Source organism: Viscerimonas tarda (genome assembly GCF_054601255.1).
In genome coordinates, this window is the sequence record NZ_BAAHWV010000016.1 from 15,678 (window position 1) to 33,610 (window position 17,933).

At 44.3% G+C, this 17,933-nt stretch carries 13 protein-coding genes; 5 read left to right on the plus strand and 8 right to left on the minus strand.

The annotated features are described in order from the left end of the window. Positions 1–12: 12 nt before the first annotated feature. The 8 genes from ileS to ACYPWY_RS08720 all read right to left on the minus strand — a co-directional run bounded on the left by ileS (position 13) and on the right by ACYPWY_RS08720 (position 11,794). Positions 13–3,423 (minus strand): isoleucine--tRNA ligase, encoded by a 3,411-nt coding sequence (ileS, locus tag ACYPWY_RS08685; protein WP_459685133.1) that lies wholly within the window; start codon positions 3,421–3,423, stop codon positions 13–15. A 376-nt stretch (positions 3,424–3,799) separates the two neighbouring features. Then, the gene (locus tag ACYPWY_RS08690; RefSeq protein WP_459685134.1) at positions 3,800–5,176 is read right to left on the minus strand and encodes an NfeD family protein; all 1,377 of its coding nucleotides are present in this window, start codon (positions 5,174–5,176) and stop codon (positions 3,800–3,802) included. Between the two features lie 299 nt (positions 5,177–5,475). Continuing rightward, complete coding sequence (locus ACYPWY_RS08695; RefSeq protein WP_459685135.1) at positions 5,476–6,060, minus strand: DUF3109 family protein; 585 nt, start codon at positions 6,058–6,060, stop codon at positions 5,476–5,478. A 105-nt stretch (positions 6,061–6,165) separates the two neighbouring features. Next, positions 6,166–8,103: an ABC-F family ATP-binding cassette domain-containing protein gene (locus ACYPWY_RS08700; protein WP_459685136.1), complete on the minus strand. Its 1,938-nt coding sequence runs from the start codon at positions 8,101–8,103 to the stop codon at positions 6,166–6,168. A 79-nt stretch (positions 8,104–8,182) separates the two neighbouring features. Further along, on the minus strand, positions 8,183–8,767 hold the full coding sequence (locus tag ACYPWY_RS08705; RefSeq protein WP_459685137.1) for an IMPACT family protein: 585 nt from the start codon (positions 8,765–8,767) through the stop codon (positions 8,183–8,185). 12 nt (positions 8,768–8,779) lie between these two features. After that, positions 8,780–10,354 (minus strand): capsule assembly Wzi family protein, encoded by a 1,575-nt coding sequence (locus tag ACYPWY_RS08710; protein ID WP_459685138.1) that lies wholly within the window; start codon positions 10,352–10,354, stop codon positions 8,780–8,782. A gap of 40 nt (positions 10,355–10,394) precedes the next feature. Next, a complete protein-coding gene (locus ACYPWY_RS08715) occupies positions 10,395–11,078 on the minus strand; it encodes an RluA family pseudouridine synthase (RefSeq protein WP_459685139.1) in 684 nt (227 codons plus the stop codon). Next, complete coding sequence (locus ACYPWY_RS08720; RefSeq protein ID WP_459685140.1) at positions 11,075–11,794, minus strand: 2-phosphosulfolactate phosphatase; 720 nt, start codon at positions 11,792–11,794, stop codon at positions 11,075–11,077. Before ACYPWY_RS08720 ends, ACYPWY_RS08715 begins: the two co-directional genes overlap by 4 nt. Positions 11,795–12,169: 375 nt before the next feature. On the opposite strand from ACYPWY_RS08720, the gene ACYPWY_RS08725 reads away from it, so the two are divergent. The 5 genes from ACYPWY_RS08725 (at position 12,170) to ACYPWY_RS08745 (ending at position 17,919) form a co-directional block, all read left to right on the plus strand. After that, positions 12,170–12,973 (plus strand): LicD family protein, encoded by an 804-nt coding sequence (locus tag ACYPWY_RS08725; RefSeq protein WP_459685141.1) that lies wholly within the window; start codon positions 12,170–12,172, stop codon positions 12,971–12,973. 78 nt (positions 12,974–13,051) lie between these two features. Further along, the gene (locus ACYPWY_RS08730; RefSeq protein WP_459685142.1) at positions 13,052–13,945 is read left to right on the plus strand and encodes an RluA family pseudouridine synthase; all 894 of its coding nucleotides are present in this window, start codon (positions 13,052–13,054) and stop codon (positions 13,943–13,945) included. Between the two features lie 271 nt (positions 13,946–14,216). Further along, on the plus strand, positions 14,217–15,998 hold the full coding sequence (locus ACYPWY_RS08735; RefSeq protein WP_459685143.1) for a biotin/lipoyl-containing protein: 1,782 nt from the start codon (positions 14,217–14,219) through the stop codon (positions 15,996–15,998). Positions 15,999–16,222: 224 nt separating this feature from the next. Further along, positions 16,223–17,281: an AAA family ATPase gene (locus ACYPWY_RS08740; RefSeq protein WP_459685144.1), complete on the plus strand. Its 1,059-nt coding sequence runs from the start codon at positions 16,223–16,225 to the stop codon at positions 17,279–17,281. Between the two features lie 11 nt (positions 17,282–17,292). After that, entirely contained in the window at positions 17,293–17,919 is a 627-nt protein-coding gene (locus ACYPWY_RS08745) for a DUF4276 family protein (RefSeq protein ID WP_459685145.1), read from the plus strand. The last annotated feature ends 14 nt before the right edge of the window (positions 17,920–17,933 follow it).

Genomic DNA, 17,933 nt, shown 5'->3' on the forward strand with positions numbered 1-17,933 from the left:
TTGACTAATTTTTTATACCTTCTCTACCGAAATATTCAGGGTGTAATCATCCATTTCTATTTCCGTAGCTTTCAGTTCCGGCGCCAACTCGATGGAGTCGGCCAATACTTGGGCGGCAATATACTCATAGAATTCGGATATAGCAGCTCTCAGGTCTTCTAAATCCGAAATTTTAACACTAATTCTATCTGTAATGTCCAAACCGCTTGTTTTTCTTAAATTTTGTATGCGGTTTACCAGTTCGCGGGCAACACCCTCTTTCTTCAGCTCTTCGGTTACCGTAATATCCAAGGCTACCGTCAAGCGGCCTTCGTTTGCTACCAGCCAGCCCGGTATATCTTCCGATATAATTTCGACATCGGCCAACTCTATGGTGGCTTTATCGCCCTCAATATCAAACGTAAAGCTTCCGTCTTTCTCCAAGTTGATGATGGCGTCCTGAGTCATATTCTGCACCGATGCGGCCAATTGCTTCATGATTTTGCCGTAACGCGGACCTAATTTTTTGAAATCGGGTTTAACCTTTTTCACCAATATGCCGGCAGCGCCATCAATATATTTCAGTTCCTTGACGTTTACTTCGTTCAATATCAGGCTTTCAACGGCTTCAATCGCCGCCCTTTGGCGCTGGTCAATCACCGGAACCATTATCTGGGCCAAGGGTTGACGCACCTTGATGTTTACTTTCCGGCGCAAGGCCAATATCATAGACGATATATCCTGCGCTATTTTCATCCGTTCTTCCAAATCCTTGTCGATAACCGGTTCATCGTATTTGGGGAAATCGGAAAGATGCACCGATTCCGATTTATCGCGTTTTGTTACCGACACCAAATCGCAGAACAGCTTATCGGCATAGAACGGAATGATGGGAGCAGCCAATTTGGCGATTGTTTCCAAACAAACATACAGCGTTTGGTAGGCAGCCAGTTTATCCTTGTCCATTTCGCCCCCCCAAAAACGTTTCCGGTTGAGACGAACATACCAGTTGCTCAAATGGTCGTTTACAAAATCCGATATGGCGCGTCCGGCTTTTGTCGGTTCGTAATCCTCGTAATATCCGTCCACTTCCTTTATCAGCGTGTTGAGCAAGGAGATTATCCAGCGATCAATCTCGGGACGCTCGGATACCGGAATGGTATTTTCGGCAAAGCTGAACTTATCGACATTGGCGTACAATGCAAAAAACGAATAGGTATTGTAAAGGGTTCCGAAGAATTTACGTTTTACTTCCTCCAAGCCGTTCATGTCGAACTTCAGGTTATCCCAGGGCGATGCATTGGTTATCATATACCAGCGCAAGGGGTCGGAACCATATTTCTCGATTGTTGAAAACGGGTCAACGGCATTGCCCAAACGTTTCGACATTTTATTGCCATTCTTATCCAGCACAAGCCCGTTGGAAACAACATTCTTAAACGAGACGCTGTTCCGCACCATAGTAGATATGGCATGGAGCGTGAAGAACCAGCCCCTGGTCTGATCCACTCCTTCGGCAATGAAATCGGCGGGATATATTTTCACAAAATCTTCGGCCTTCATGTTGGGGTAAAAGAACTGTGCAAACGGCATCGCGCCCGAATCGAACCAAACGTCTATCAGGTCGGTTTCGCGTTTCATGGGCTTCCCTGAGGGCGAAACAAGGACAATATTATCGACATACGGACGATGGAGTTCTATTCGCTCGTAGTTCTCTTTCGACATGTCTCCGGCCTTGAATCCGTCCCAAGGTATTTTTTTCATAAAACCGGCCTTGACCGATTTCTTCATTTCATCGTACAATTCCTTCACCGAACCAATGCAGAGTTCCTCTTTTCCGTCTTCGGTACGCCAAATCGGCAGTGGAGTTCCCCAATAGCGGCTCCGGCTCAGGTTCCAATCCTGAAGATTTTCGAGCCATTTGCCAAAACGTCCTGTTCCGGTTGATTGGGGTTTCCAGTTGATGGTTTTATTGAGTTCTATTAAGCGGTCTTTACAAGCTGTGGTGCGGATAAACCAGCTATCCAGCGGATAATACAAAACAGGTTTATCGGTACGCCAGCAGTGCGGATAATTGTGCACATGCTTTTCGATACGGAATGCTTTATTTTCTTTTTTCAGCATAACCGCAATATCCACATCCAGCGTCGAATCGTTCTCGGTCAGGCTGGCATCGTAATCGTTTTTCACATAACGTCCGGCATAATCTTTATACAAATCAACGTTTATATGCGCTTTTACATACTCCGCATCGAGGTCTTCAATTCGGAAGTATTTACCTGCCAGGTCAACCATCGGGCGCAAATTGCCTTCCTTGTCCGTCAGCATCAAAGCCGGCACATCATTGGCTCTGGCCACCTTGGCATCGTCCGACCCAAAGGTTGGCGCTATATGAACAATCCCTGTTCCGTCTTCGGTAGTAACAAAGTCGCCGACAATCACCCTGAATGCCTCCTTACCCGGATCCACCCAAGGTATCAGTTGCTCATATTTTATGCCTGCCAAATCGTTTCCTGTCCATTCTCCCAGCACGTTGTAAGGGATAAGTTTGTCTCCTGCTTTGTAACCGGAAAGCGGAATACCGGCAGCTTTTTCGCTGAACAGGGTATGCAGCAAGGCTTTTGCCACCACAGCAGTCATTTTGTCTCCTGTATAAGGATTGAATGTTTGCACCGCCACATAGGTGATACCGCCGCCTACGGCCAATGCCGTATTGGAGGGTAAGGTCCAGGGCGTAGTTGTCCATGCCAGAAAGTAGGGCGTCCCGAACTGCGCCATTTCGTCTTTGGGATCCAGTATCCTGAACTGTGCGATACAGGTCGTATCTTTTACGTCCTTGTAAGCGCCGGGCTGATTCAGCTCGTGGGTACTTAAACCGGTTCCTGCAGCCGGAGAATAGGGTTGTATGGTGTATCCCTTGTACAGATAGCCTTTTTCGTAGAGGTCTTTCAGCAAATACCAGAGCGATTCGATGTAACGGTTGTCGTAGGTGATGTAGGGGTCGTCCATATCCACCCAGTAACCGATTTTACGGGTTAAATCTTCCCACTCTCTGGTGTATTTCATTACCTCCTTGCGGCAGGCATTGTTGTAGTCTTCAACCGATATTTTATTACCTATATCCTCTTTGGTTATGCCCAGCGATTTTTCAACGCCCAACTCTACGGGCAGGCCGTGTGTATCCCAACCGGCTTTGCGCTTCACCAAAAAGCCTTTCATGGTTTTATAGCGGCAAAAAATATCTTTAATACTGCGAGCCATAACATGGTGAATACCAGGCATACCATTGGCAGACGGAGGCCCTTCGTAGAAAACAAAAGGCGTAGCTCCGGCACGAATTTTCAAACTTTTCTCAAAAATTTTATCCGCAGTCCATTTGTCCAATATTTCTTTGTTAACATCCGACAAATCCAATCCATTATATTCTGTAAATACTTTTCCCATATTCTTACATCCGTAAAAAAAATTGCCGCAAAGATAATGAAAAAAATGAGAATTCTATCACACTCTTTTCATACATCAGGGTAAACGCATGAAAAATTTTACTGCTTATGCCTTTCGGTAAAGTGGCTGATATGAGCAAGAGATTCCTCCCTTTGGTCGGAATGACGGTCTCCTTTTTGGGAGAGAGGATGGGGAAGCGGCGGCGAAGCCGCCGCTTCCTACTCCCTTAAACCATCAATAGCGAGTCATTCCGACCAAAGGGAGGAATCTCATCCGTAACAGTAGTACTAAATTTTTTCATGGTTTGCCCTGGTTCATACATATTAATAACTGGTCAATTAAATGACAAATTACTGGTATTCAAACTTTGCGTTCTTTAATTAATCAAACTCACATAAACTTGCGAATTTTCGTATTTTGTTATGATTATTGTTTTCCCTTTTTCTATAAAACCCTGATTAGCTACGGCATCGTAGTAATTATCGTCAACAATCACTTTGCCCGATGGGCGTAAATCGGTAGCGGCAACGCCTTTTTCGCCAATCAAGTATTTCGGCTCTTCGGGCGCCGAAATAAATCCTTCCTGGTCTGCTTCCAAGGCCACTTTCTTAAATATGCCGCTTTTGCCTATCCTGCTGGCAAAATAAATGATTAGCACAACCGACAAGGTCATCCCTCCGATTACCGTTAACAAAGAGCTCAATAACACAGCCACCGGAATGCCCGAAAAATCGAAGTTAATATTATCCACTAAACTGAGGAAAAGACCTGTCGCCGAAAGCGCTATCCCGCTTATTCCGGCAACACCGAATCCGGGAATCACAAATATCTCGAAGGCAATGAGGATGAGACCTGCAACAAAGACAAGTATTTCCCAATTCTGTGCATAGCCATCCATATAGAGCGGGGTGAAGTAAAGAACGGCGGCGGTCATCGCAATAGCCGACGGCAAGCCAAGTCCGGGTGTTTTCATCTCGAAATAGATTCCCCCTACAATAAACATAATGAGGATAGCCTGCACCGCTCCATTCATCAAAAAGCCTTTGATGTGGTCGAACATGGTGGGGTTATAGCTCTCAATTTCGTACTGATTTGTGCCTATATACTTCGTAACCAGCTCGTCGATGTTCTCCACTATTCCATCGCAGTAGCCCCATTGCAAGGCTTCATTGGCCGTCATAGTCAACACTTTCGCCGAATCTATCAGGCCGGGTATCACAACGCGTTCGTCCACCATGGCTTCGGCTATTTTGGGGTCGCGTTTCCATTTGATTATAGTGTCGCCGTTTTGTACAATGGTGTCTTTACCATGACTTTCGGCAGTAGAACGAATCAGCGAACGCATATACGACTGGTATTTGTCCGGCGCCTTTTCTCCGGTCATTTCTACTACTGTTGCCGCTCCAATATTGGCGCTTTTCCGCATGAATATTTTATCGCAGGCTACGGAAATCAAGGCGCCTGCCGATGCCGCATTGTTATTGATAAACACATACACCGGAATCCGGCAGTTGAGAATGGCTGTCCGCATCGAATCGGCTTCCAAAACGCCACCGCCATAGGTATTCATGTCTATCAGGACGTAATCGGCGTTTTTATTCGTGGCATGATGTAGCCCGTTTTGCAGATGTATCAACGCATTGTTGTCTATGTCCTGCTTGATATTTATTTTATATATCAATGGCTTGGCATTTTCTGCACCAAGCAGATAACAACTGGACAGAAACAGGAAAAATAAAAGTATTTTTTTCATACCGGCGAACTATTAAATGAGAAACTGGAAACAAAGGTAATTAAATTCTTTTGCTATAATTACCATTCATAAAAAAAGGCTCAGTCGTTTTTGATGACCGAAGCTTTCGTTTTAATTACAAGGCGCTATTTATTCAGTAAATTAATTAGCAAATGTGGCGCTGATATGCTGATGTGAATAATGAAATTGTTGTCGCTTTGCGCCATCAACACATTAGCATATCAGCACATCAACACATTGGCTCTCTTTCCCAACGCGCTGCGTTGGGCTGGGGTATTAAAGGCTTTCAGCCTTAACCTTCAATCATCCCCTTTCATCTTATTGTATTCCTCCACGGCCAAACACAGCTCGTCGTACCAGATTTGTCCAAACCGGCGAATGAGGGGTTCTTTCAGAAACTGATACACTTTCAGTCCGTTTTTATTGCCCAGGGCAACTGCTGCTTTGCACACCCGCCAACGATGGTAATTAACGGCGGTGAAATCGCGGTAACGTTGTATTCTGATTGGGTAGAGGTGGCAGGAAACGGGTTTATAGAAATCTATCCGCTTCTCCTTGCAGGCTTTTTCGATGGCGCACTTACAAATGCCGTTTTCATCGTAATAAGTGAACACGCAATCCTTTTTGTTGACGATGGACGTTACCATTTCACCATCTGTATCTTTGTAGGCAACGCCCTGCTGCTTGATGATTTTTTGCGCCGCCGGAGACAAGTCATCCCAAATAACCGGCAGAATTTCTTCCAGTATTTTTACTTCGTCCGCTTCCAAGGGAGCGCCGGAATCCCCTTCCACACAGCATTCGCCTTTACAGGCGCTGAGGTCGCACAAAAAGTTCTCCTCAATTACATCAAGCGCTATTATTGTATCGTCTATTTGTATCATAATTTAAAATTTAGCCCCCCTGCCCCCCGTAGGGGGATTTGAAGCCAGCCCCTAAATCCCCCATAGGGAACTTTTTGATCCCCCCTACGGGGGGCGGGGGGGCTGTTATTTTCGTTTTTCCAATTCGGTTGATAATTCTTCCCAGCGGGTCATTTCCTGTTCCAATTCTTTTTTCAGTATGCCGTGCTTTTCGTAGAGCGAGGGGTTGGATGCATTTTCCGGTTCTGCCAGTAGAGCTTCTATCCGGGCGATTTCCTTTTCTTTGTCTTCGATGGCTTTTTCGGCTTCGGCAACTTGCTTTTCCATTCGCTTAACTACCCGGGCTATTTCTTTCCGTTCCTCGTACGAAAAATTGGGTTCCGGCGCTATAACCGGATTTTCTTTCCCTGCTGTTTCCTTGTTCGTTGGCGATTGAAGTTCAAGTTCTTGCAAACTTTCCATTTTCTTCTTTCCCAAAAATTCGTAAATGCCGTAGAGGTGTTCCCTTACTCGCTGATTTCCAAATTCATACACCTTATCTACCAGTCCATCCAAAAATTCACGGTCGTGCGACACAACGATTACCGTACCGTCAAAATCTTTGATGGCCTCCTTCAATACGTCTTTCGACTTCATATCGAGGTGGTTGGTGGGTTCGTCCAGGATAAGGAGGTTCACCGGTTCGAGCAGCAGGCGAATCATGGCCAAACGACTTCGCTCCCCTCCCGAAAGCACTTTCACTTTTTTATCGGAAGCTTCTCCGCCAAACATAAACGCGCCGAGTATATCCCGAATCTTTGTGCGAATATCGCCAACAGCCACATAATCAATGGTTTCAAATACAGTTTTGCTTTCATCCAGCAATTGGGCCTGATTTTGCGCAAAATAACCTATCTTGACGTTGTGCCCCAATTCAAGTTTCCCCTCAAAACCGGTTTCACCCATGATGCACTTCACCAGAGTCGATTTCCCTTCGCCGTTCTTCCCCACAAAAGCCACTTTATCGCCCCTGTTAATGGTGAAATTGACATGGGAAAAGATAAGCTGATCGCCGTAGCTCTTCGATAAATCCTCGGCTATAACCGGATACGAGCCGGAGCGTGGAGCCGGTGGAAAGCGGAGATGCAAGGCCGAATTGTCTTCATCGTCCACCTCCAGGCGTTCCAGCTTATCCAATTGCTTGATGCGCGATTGCACTTGCACCGCTTTGGAGGCCTTGTAGCGGAAACGCTCAATAAAATCCTCCGTCTCCTGAATCTGTTTTTGCTGATTCTCAAAAGCCCGTTGCTGCTGTTCGCGCCGTTCTTTCCTCAGGACCACATACTTCGAGTAATTGACCTTATAGTCGTGAATCTGCCCCAAGGTTATTTCTATGGTACGCTGCGTTACGGCATCGAGGAAAGCCCTGTCGTGCGACACCAGCGCCACCGCGTTGGCGCGGGTAGATAAAAAGTTTTCGAGCCATTGGATGGATTCTATGTCGAGGTGATTGGTAGGTTCGTCCAGTAAAAGGACATCGGGGCGTCTCAACAACAGTTTCGCCAGTTCGATGCGCATTCGCCAGCCGCCGCTAAATTCGCTGGTTGGTCTGCCGAAATCGGAGCGTTTGAACCCAAGTCCAGCCAATGTTTTCTCCACTTCCGCCTGAAAATTACCTCCGCCCGACATCAGGTATTCCTCATTCAGGGAACTCGATTTTTCAATCAGCTTGTGGTATTCCTCCGATTCGTAATCGGTTCTTTCGGCCAATTGCTGGTTCACATAGTCAAGCTCTGCCTCCAACTGTTGTATGTGGCTGAATGCCAGGGATGCTTCTTCAAAAACCGTGTTGCCGTCGTTCAACAGCATTTGCTGCGGCAGATACCCAATTGTTACATCTTTGGGAACCACCAGCCTGCCCCGCGTGGGTTGTTGCAAACCGGCGAATATTTTTAGCATGGTTGACTTTCCGGCGCCGTTTTTCCCGACCAAAGCAATCCGGTCTTTTTTGTTTACGACAAACGAAATATCCTCAAAAAGTGTAAAGCCTCCAAACTCTACTGTTAATCCATCAATTGAAATCACTATACTATAAGTTAAAACAGTCCCAAGCCCCTCCCAACCTCCCCGTAGGGGAGGCGTTTGAAGTCCCCCTACGGGGGATTTAGGGGGCTATTATTTTCTCTAATCTTTCGGTCAATTGCCCGTACAACTTTTTGCGTATGCGCAAAGTCATTTGGCAATCCATATCGAATTGCTGATGAAGTATTTCCGGCTCCATGTCCTTTATAATCTTCATCACATCGTTCATAAGCGGATACCCGAAGCTGAAGCTTATCTCCAAATCGACTGTTTTTTCGATGATTTCCGAATGGGCGATTGCTTCTGCCGCCGCGCCTTTGTAAGCCGAAATAAGGCCGCTTGTGCCTAGCTTTATACCGCCAAAATAACGAACAACCAGCACCAGAATATCCGTCAATTCGTTTGAATTGATTTGTCCCAATATGGGTTTCCCGGCTGTGCCCGAAGGTTCGCCATCGTCGTTTGCCCTGAACTCTTTCCGCTCAAATCCCAGCATGTAGGCCCAGCACACGTGGCGGGCATCGTAATATTTTTTGCGGTATTTCTCCACCTCCAGCTTCACTTCGTCAGCGCTGCGTACCGGAATAGCATAAGCTATAAACTTACTTTTTTTCTCGGTAAGCGTTCCTTCTGCCGCTTGTTTTATGGTTTTAAAAGTATCCTCCACCTCCGGTAATAATTACTTGATCAGGAACAACTTCGATATTTTTAACCGGAAGCCTGAATTGTCTCCCACTATGGTCGAAGAATCATCGTATGCCAATGCCCCTGAGAATACCCATCCGTAAAACTTTCCTAAAGGTGCGGTATAATCCAATTCCAGCAAGCCGGAAAACTGATTCCTGATATGCCTCGATGGAATAAACGGGGTTCCCCAACTTCGGGAATAAGTAAGCAGGGCACGGTATTTTAAATCATTGGTCAAATAGCCGCCAAATCCTCCGTGAAAGGCCGATATGCGCGTATTTAACGAAAAAAGCGTCCGTTTATCATTATAGACAGGAGAAGTAAGAAGCGGATTGCCCAGCACAAAGCCATAATTCGTAAGCGACACATAATCAACATGGTTGTAGTAGTTATCCCCCGCGCTCACCTGTATGGGTATATTCGCAGTTTTGTCGAACAGGAATGGCCCCGACTGGTTTTTGGTGTGAATGTATTCCAGCAAAACCGTAGATACAAGTTGCCGCCTGTTGGTTAAATTAAATTCCAAACCATAAATACCATCCGGCATATTTTTGAACCACATACCCGAATGATCCTCATAAAAATGCTCGTAATAGGGTTTAATAGAATAGCTATCTGCTTCATAGTTGAAAATAAAATGCCAGCTACCATATAAATTCCCCAAAATATTTACCTGATCGGTGCTGTTGGCATCACCTCCGCCCGCCATGGGAATAAACACCTTGAAATAGTCTTTCAGGCCAGTCGGACTGCTGAATTTATATCCATTACTGTCGTAGAACCTCCCACCCCATTGTGTATCCATTTCTACGCCAAAAACAAAACAGGTAGGAGACCCCCTTTTCCCTATTTTAAAGTAGGCATATTTGCGGTGATACAGCAGGTTTTCGGCATATTTGCCATCGCCGGCATAGCGTTTTTTGTAGTTGTCGTCGTTAAACCAACCATAGGAAACACCGCCCTGTATTTGAAGATAGCCGTTGAGGTGCGGCGCTTCTACAAATTCGGGAAAACCGGCTTCAACCTGCGGAATAGGACGGGCATTGTTCGAGAGGGTTAGCCCGCCTGTACTCAAATCGGCATTCTTAAACGGATTGCTTCTTTCTTGCGCGCCGATTAACAAGCCCAGCGCTTTATACCGTAGATTGGCATAAAATTGATGAAAATAAAAATCGGACTGAATGTTGTTCGTTGCCAGAATATCCGCACCGGCATGTACTTTCAGGCTATTGTTGAAAAATTCCTTGCGCCCGAGTAACTCCGCTCTTGTGTAGGCTTTGTTGCGGGTTTCGGAACCGATGCCATAATTATTGTTGCTCAGCCAAAAAGGGGCATTATCGCCATCGGTGAGGGTTCCGGCGCCTTCGACCCGAAGAAAGAGATGTTCTCCGGCACTTTCTACCCAAGTAGAATGTCCTTTGTAAGAAAAGATACTCATATAATCCAGTTCTCCATCTTGCGTAGTCAATAGGGATTTATCTATCTCCAAATCATGCATTTTCATCGTATCCTGCGCCACGCAGCACGTATAAACCAGCAAAAAAAGCAATATACAATAATATCTCATAAGTATTCTATTCAGTTACGGGAAACAAAAGTAAGAAAAATCAATCATTCATTACGCTTTTTTCGACCATTTGCCACAGTTTATCGTCGGGAACGGGGGCGGTTACTTCAATCAGCTCCTTCGATACAGGGTGAATAAAGCTGACTTTGCAGGCATGCAAACTGATTCCGCCATCGGGGTTGGAACGCTCGGCGCCGTACTTCAAATCGCCTTTGATGGGCGAACCAATTTTGGCCAGCTGGCAACGTATTTGATGATGCCGCCCTGTTTGCAAGTCAATCTCCAGTAAACTGTATTTGTCCAGTCGGGCAATCAGTTTATACGACAGAATGGCCTTTTTAGAGTTGGCTTTCTCCACTTCGCAGGCATACGACTTGTTCTGCTTTTCGTTTCGGACAAGAAAATGCGTTAGTGTCGCTTCCTCTTTTTCGGGCGTATTTTTCACCAGCGCCCAGTATGTTTTTTTTATTTCCTTGGTCTTGAACATTTCGTTCAGGCGACTAAGCGCCTTGCTGGTTTTGGCAAAAATAACAATCCCGCTCACAGGCCTGTCCAGTCGGTGAGTAACCCCACAAAAAACATTCCCCGGCTTGTTGTATTTCTCTTTCAGCCATTCCTTTACCACTTCGGAGAGGGGTTTATCGCCTGTTTTATCGCCCTGCACAATTTCCGAACAGGTCTTGTTCACGATAATCAGGTGGTTGTCTTCGTAAAGAACTGTCATTTAAGTATATCTGTTATTTTTTTTGTTGTCTTGTTATATACGGGCAATACGTTTGCCGTATCCACCGCAAGGCAGTATTCCACCACAGCCGTTAAGCCGTGCGCCTCAAGCCGTTTGATGTGTTCGCTGCGTTGAATGTATTTCAGGCTGTCGGGTTTGGCCTCCTGCCACATGGATAGGGCAACCTGTGCGGCATCAAAATTCGCATTGTAGCCTGTGGCGGACAGTTTTTCGACCAAGGCCCCACCAAACAAACTGTCTTCGATGTTGAACTTTTCTTTCCATCCGGCACACAAAACCAATACGTCCTTTTTCTGCGAAGCACAATAACCGGCAATGGCCGACAGATTGGAAAACGAACCGATAATCAGGCAATTGCAATCGGCGGCTTCGTCAATAGCGCGGGTGCCGTTAGTGGTGGAAAAAACAATTTCCTGTCCCCCCACCCTTTCTTCGGTGTATTCGGATGGCGAGTTGCCGAAGTCGCCGAACTCAAACCTTTTCACGTTTCGCTCGCCGCCCACCAAATAGCCTTTTTCCTTGTATGCTTTGGCTTCCTCCATCGACCGGACTGGAATAATACTGCTCGCCCCGTTGCCAAAAGCGGCACAAATGGTAGTTGTCGCCCTGAATATATCCGTAACGATCACAATCAGGTTGTTGCTACCGGCATAATGAGGATAAAGAAGCGGCGAAAAACAAACGTCTATTTTCATCAGAAACTGTTAGGGTGTTATATGTTGTGCAAAGATAGGGATTAAATTAATATGCCAATGTGAATAATGTGCTGATGTGCTAATTTGCTGATGTGAATAATGTAGGGTCGTGGCGTGCCGCGACCATTTTTATTATTCCTGTCATTGCGGGCTACGACCCGCAATGACAGTCAGTTTATCATCGCTTCGCGCCAATTATTCACATCAGCATATTAGCACATCAGCATATTAGCACATCAACACATCAGCACATCATTCACATCAGCACATTATTCTCATTATTCTCATTGGTATTCTTCAGTTAAAGAACTACCTTTGCATTTTCTGCGTAACACGGAAATGTGGTGGATTTACGAAAATTAAAATGACGGGAATATGAAAGAAGACTTATCAATATACAATGCCGAAAGGAGCGTTCTTCGCCGGGCACAACTAAGAATATTGGAAATATTGGAAACGGTAGATGAAATTTGTCGTAAACACGAACTTACTTACTGGATTAGCGGCGGTACGCTTTTGGGCGCCATAAGGAGCGGCGAATTTATTCCCTGGGACGACGATATTGACATCGAGTTGCTTCGTCCCGATTACAAAAAACTGCTCAGAATACTTGAAAAGGAATTGCCTTCGAGCCTTTATTTGCAAACGCCGAAAGAAAAAGGATACCGTTTATTAATAGCTAAAGTACGCGACAGGTATTCCATTATCCATTCGGAAGAGGAAGACGATTCTCCGTATAAGGAAAAGGGCGTATATATCGACATTTTTTCGGAAGAAAGGTCGTTCAAACCCTTGAAAGATTTTGTCGATTTCTTCTACGGGAGGGCTTTCCGAAGACTGAAGAGAGGTCGCCCGTTTCATTCGTTCCGGTATTTCTACGAATACACTGTTTCGTTGGTGTTATTCTATCCTTCAGGCCTGTTGTTCAAATGGCTGGCACGTTTGATTTGCAGGGTATTAAAACCGGATAACATTTTACACAGCTATGGCATTCCCAATTCAACCAATCATCAGGCAAGCTATATGTTTCCGCCTGCACCCGTATTGTTTGAAGGGAAATATTTTTTTGCGCCCAAAGAGCCGGATACCTACCTGAAAAAGCAATATGGCGACTATATGGCTATCCCGCCCAAAGAAAAACGAATGACTCATGCCGATAAAATTGAGTTTTTTAAGTAACAGCCCATCCAACCTCCCCGCAGAGGAGGCTCTAAAGTCCCCATGGGGGGATTAGGGGGCTAATTAATATACAAACCAATGAATAACAAACCCGAAAACACGGTATTACAGAGCTTTAAAGTAACAGCGAAAGCCGAGTTATTAACTTTCCTCGAAGACAAGCAGGTACGCAAAAGCCGCAATGCCGTGAAATCGTTGCTGGCGCATAAGCAGGTGAAGGTGAACAAGAAAATTGTGTCTCAATACAATTACGAGTTGAAGCCGGAGGATGTGGTAAGCATTCACAAAAAAAACCAGGCGCACAACGCCCAAAAGCTGAAAGGCCTCAGCATTATTTATGAGGATGAATCGCTGATCGTTATTGATAAAGAAGCAGGCTTGCTTTCCATCGCCACCGACCGCGAAAAACGGGAAACGGCATACAGCATCATCAGCGAATATTTGAAACATAAAGATAAGGAGGCGCGCATTTTCGTCCTTCACCGCCTCGACAGGGAAACATCGGGACTGATGATGTATGCCAAGGAGACCGATGTGCAGGAAATAATGCAAAAAAACTGGGATAATTTTATAAAAGTGCGCTCCTACATTGCCGTTGTGGAGGGTGAAGTAGCGCCTGCCGAAGGAACCATTGTTTCGTGGTTGACAGAGGATAAGAATTATGTGATGCATTCGTCGCCGAGAGACAATGGCGGGCAGAAATCCATCACCCATTACAAGACCCTGAAGACGAACAGAAAATTCTCGATGCTGGTCATGAAACTCGAAACCGGACGTAAGAATCAGATACGCGTACATTTGCAGCACGTTGGGCATCCCATCGTGGGCGATAAAAAATACGGCTCAAAAATCAGCGCCATTAAAAGGCTTGCTCTTCATGCGCAGGAACTAACTTTTATGCATCCGCTAACCAACGAAATACTGGAATTTAAGTCGCCCATCCCCAAAAAGATGCAGATGTTGGTTGAATAAAGTTTCAGGTTCAAAGTTGTAGAGACGTGGCGCGCCACGTCTCTACAACTTTGAACCTGAAACCTTGAACCTTGAACTTTAAACTTGGAAAACTTTGAACTTTTTGAAACAATTTTCCTCTTTTATTCGTTCTATCTGAAATCATTATTCTAATTTTGCAGGGGAAAAAGAAAAAATAACTTTTTCACTCGAAAATTTTGCTCTTTGTTCTATTTCAAAGAGCCTTATTTGCTAAAATTGAGACAATTAAGTAAACTACATAAAAAACACTATGGGAAGAGAAATTAAATTCAGTCTCCTTTATCGCGACATGTGGCAATCCTCGGGGAAATATCAGCCGCGTGTTGACCAATTAAACCAAATAGCGCCGGTTATTATCGACATGGGATGTTTTGCCCGTGTAGAAACAAACGGCGGCGCATTTGAGCAAGTCAACCTCCTTTACGGCGAAAACCCCAACAAGGCTGTTCGCGAGTGGACAGCGCCATTCAACAAAGCGGGTATTCAAACGCACATGTTGGAACGCGGTCTGAATGCCTTGCGCATGTACCCTGTTCCGAAAGATGTCAGACGTTTGATGTTTAAAGTAAAAAAGGCTCAAGGCACCAATATCTCCCGCTCGTTCGACGGACTGAACGATGCCCGCAACCTCGAACTTTCGGTGAAATACGCCAAAGAAGCAGGCATGATTTCGCAAACATCGCTTTGTATCACCCATTCGCCGATACATACCGTTGACTACTACCTGAATTATGCCGATAAACTCGTTGGTTTTGGCGCAAACGAAATATGTTTGAAAGATATGGCCGGTGTAGGTCGTCCCGCATTTTTAGGAAAACTGGTAAAAGCCCTCAAAGACAGGCACCCCAATATTCCGATTGAATACCACGGACACACAGGCCCCGGTTTTTCGGTAGCCTCTATGCTGGAAGTAGCCCGTGCAGGCGCCGATTACCTTGATACGGCAATCGAACCATTGGCTTGGGGCATGGTGCATCCCGATATTATTACCATACAAGCCATGCTGAAAGATGCCGGATTCTCGGTTCCCGACATCAACATGAAAGCCTATATGGAAGCCCGGGCGTTGACTCAGTCGTTCATGGACGATTTCCTTGGTTATTTTATCGACCCGTCCAACAAAATTATGAACTCACTGCTGGTTGGCTGCGGTCTTCCGGGAGGTATGATGGGCTCGATGATGGCCGACCTCAAGGGAATGCATTCGGCTATCAATATGGCGCTTACCAACAGCGGAAAACCGACGGTAACATTGAACGACCTGGTAGTTCAGCTATTTCAGGAAGTAGAATATGTATGGCCTAAACTTGGTTATCCTCCGTTGGTTACACCATTCAGCCAATACGTGAAGAATATTGCCCTGATGAATATCTTCTCGCTGGCTCAAGGCGAATCACGATTCTCGAGAATTGACAAAGACAGCTGGAACATGATTCTGGGTAAAACAGGTACGCTCCCCGGAAAACTCGACGATGAAATAATAGAACTGGCCAAAAAACAAAACATGGAATTCTACACCGGCAATCCACAAGACGAATATCCCGATGCCCTGGACGGATACCGCAAAGAAATGGACGAAAACGGCTGGGAATACGGACAAGATGACGAAGAACTGTTTGAATTGGCCATGCACGACCGCCAGTACCGCGATTACAAATCGGGCGTGGCAAAAGAACGCTTCAATGCCGACCTCGAAAAAGCGAAAGAAAAGGCCGGAGCGCCTATTATCATCACCCGTCCGGTGATAGAAGTGCCTGCATTCGATGCCAAAGCCATTCAGGAAAAATACCCCGATGCAAAACCCTTGCAAGCAGTAGCTTCGGGACAAGTATTGTGGCAAATAGACTTAGCCGACCCATCCACTGCCCCCGTAATAGGAACAGAAGTGAAAAAAGGCGATCTCGTATGCTTCATCCAAGCATACTACGGTCTGGTAGAAGTGCAGGCCTTGGAATCGGGTAAAATTATCCAGATAGAAACAAAACAAGGAGACAAAGTACAGAAAAACCAGGTATTGGCTTATATTCTGTAAGAAGTTACAAGTTATATTGCAGGGGCAACGCGTGCGTTGCCCCTTTTTTGTGTTCTTCCTGTCATTGCGGACTTGATCCGCAATCTCCTTTCCGAAGCGCTATTTATATGATGCTTAAATGTTCCGGAAAATTTAATATATTTGAAATACTGATATAAATGACAAAAACATTATCTTTATGAAATTTTTCGAGGTACAAATCGTTTTTTAATAGAAAAGGAACTATGGACTATATTGAAATAGAAGGATATAAATCAATAAAAGAACTTCATTTAGAACTGAAACCGATCAATATATTGATTGGCGCCAATGGAGCAGGAAAAAGTAATTTTATTTCCTTTTTCAATTTCCTCAAAACGGCTTATGAAGGAGAATTAAAGTCATTTGTTACAGGACGAGGCATTGACAGTATTCTCCATAACGGTCGTAAAAACACACAAAACTTATCTTCAAAATTATCATTCGGAGAAGGAATAAATAGTTATACTTTTAATTTGAAGGTAGAAAATAGAACATTTGTTGTACAATCTGAAGAATTGGGATACAGAGGCGATGATTGGCAAATAGCAGACTCGGCTACAGAACTGAAAGTAAGAACAGATAATTCCTTCAGAACTAAATATATCAATTCGTACTTATCTAATCTTAAAGTTTATCACTTTCACGATACGGGAGTAAATTCGCCTTTTAATAGCGATTCTAAAGTTATTGATAATAGAACCTTGCAGAGTAAAGGCGGTAATTTAGCTGCTTTTTTATACAAGCTCAAAAATGAGGATGAGGCTGTTTACAATCGAATAGTAAAAGTGATTCAGTCCGTTGCTCCTTATTTCAAGGATTTTGATTTAAAACCGGATGGAGATAAAATATTTTTGGCTTGGCGGGACAGGTTTAGCGAAAACCTGTATGGCGCTTCTGATTTTTCCGATGGCGCCATTCGCTTTATAGCGCTTGCTACATTATTCCTGCAACCGTACCCGCCTGCTGTTATTATTATAGACGAACCCGAACTTGGATTACATCCTTTTGCCATAAGCAAATTGGCAGGCTTGGTACGTTCGTTTGCACGTCAAGAGAATAAGCAAGTCATAATTTCAACCCAATCTGTTGAACTGGTAAACAACTTCTCTGCCGAAGAGGTCATTACTGTCGATAACATCGCCGGAGAATCTGTATTTAATCGTTTACAAGAAGTTGATTTATCGGAATGGCTACAAAATGATTACATGATTGGCGATATGTGGCGGCAAAATATATTGAGTAAAGGATTTCCTAACAGATAATTATGATAGACATGAAAAGACTTGTAATTATTTGTGAAGGAGAAACAGAACAGGAGTTTTGCTCTGCTATTTTAAAAGACTACTTTTTTCAAAAAGATATACTCATACAGAGTCCTTTGATAAAAAAATCACATGGCGGAATTGTGTCATGGAAAAAATTGAAAAAAGAAATTGAAATCCATTTGAAACAAGATAAGCAAGCCTGTGTAACTACATTCATCGATTTATATGCGCTGCCTTCCGATTATCCAAATTTCGATATAAGCAACGTTGATAATATGGAAAAAGGCATGAAAGAAGGTATAAACAGCGCACTAAATTCTCGTTTTATTCCCTACATTCAAAGGCATGAGTTTGAATGTTTTATGTTTGCATCACTTGATATACTAAAAGCAACATTCAAAAGAGGCGACAATAATTATACCGAAATTGAAAAAATAACAACTAAATATCGGTCTAATTTAGAAGATATTAATTGTGGTAGCGCAACAGCTCCTTCAAAAAGATTAGAAAAATATTTACCACAATACCAAAAAGGCCTTGATGGAGCTTATTTAGTAGATGAAATAGGACTTGAAACCCTTAGAAAAAAATGTCCTCGATTTAATAATTGGTTAGAATTGTTAGAAAACTTTTAAGATACTTCCCCTAC